Source organism: Pseudomonas sp. 05N434 (assembly GCF_056396965.1).
This window is the reverse complement of the sequence record NZ_JBFTMK010001130.1, coordinates 1-456: the sequence shown is the minus strand read 5'-3', so window position 1 is coordinate 456 and position 456 is coordinate 1. Positions and strand designations below refer to the sequence as shown.

The 456-nt window shown below is 54.2% G+C and carries 1 protein-coding gene; it reads left to right on the top strand.

Annotated features, from left to right (window positions below):
• Nucleotides 1-255: 255 nt before the first annotated feature.
• A partial coding sequence (locus tag AC1DLB_RS32075) for a tRNA-dihydrouridine synthase (RefSeq protein ID WP_477786546.1) occupies nt 256-456 on the top strand: 201 nt, incomplete at its 3' end.

The following is a 456-nucleotide window of genomic DNA, read 5'->3' as shown; positions in this document are numbered from 1 at the left end:
AATAGAGACGAAGCCGACTGAGGCACGTTCGGTTGAGTCACGTTATTAGATGTCGGGCCTGAGCTTAATCTTGCCTGACAATATCGGAACAGGCGTATCTGTGCCGTGTAACTGGTGCCGCGGTCGGTGCGCTTGCGTGCTCTGATCGTGGCCATAGTCAACTGGTACAATTGTTAAAGGGGTTGGTACATTGTATCCACGCCCCTCAAAACGCCCATTTACCCCCTAAAACCGGCTTTGAACACGTAGAGCGAAATGGTACAGAAATCAGCTACATACTCAGTAAATTCAAGCTCTACAGTGTCTAGACGCTTTAGCGTGGCGCCGATGATGGACTGGACTGACCGCCACTGCCGTTTCTTCCTGCGCCTGCTCTCCAAGCACGCCCTGCTCTACACCGAAATGGTCACCACCGGCGCGCTCCTCAACGGCGACCACGAGCGCTTCCTGCGTCAC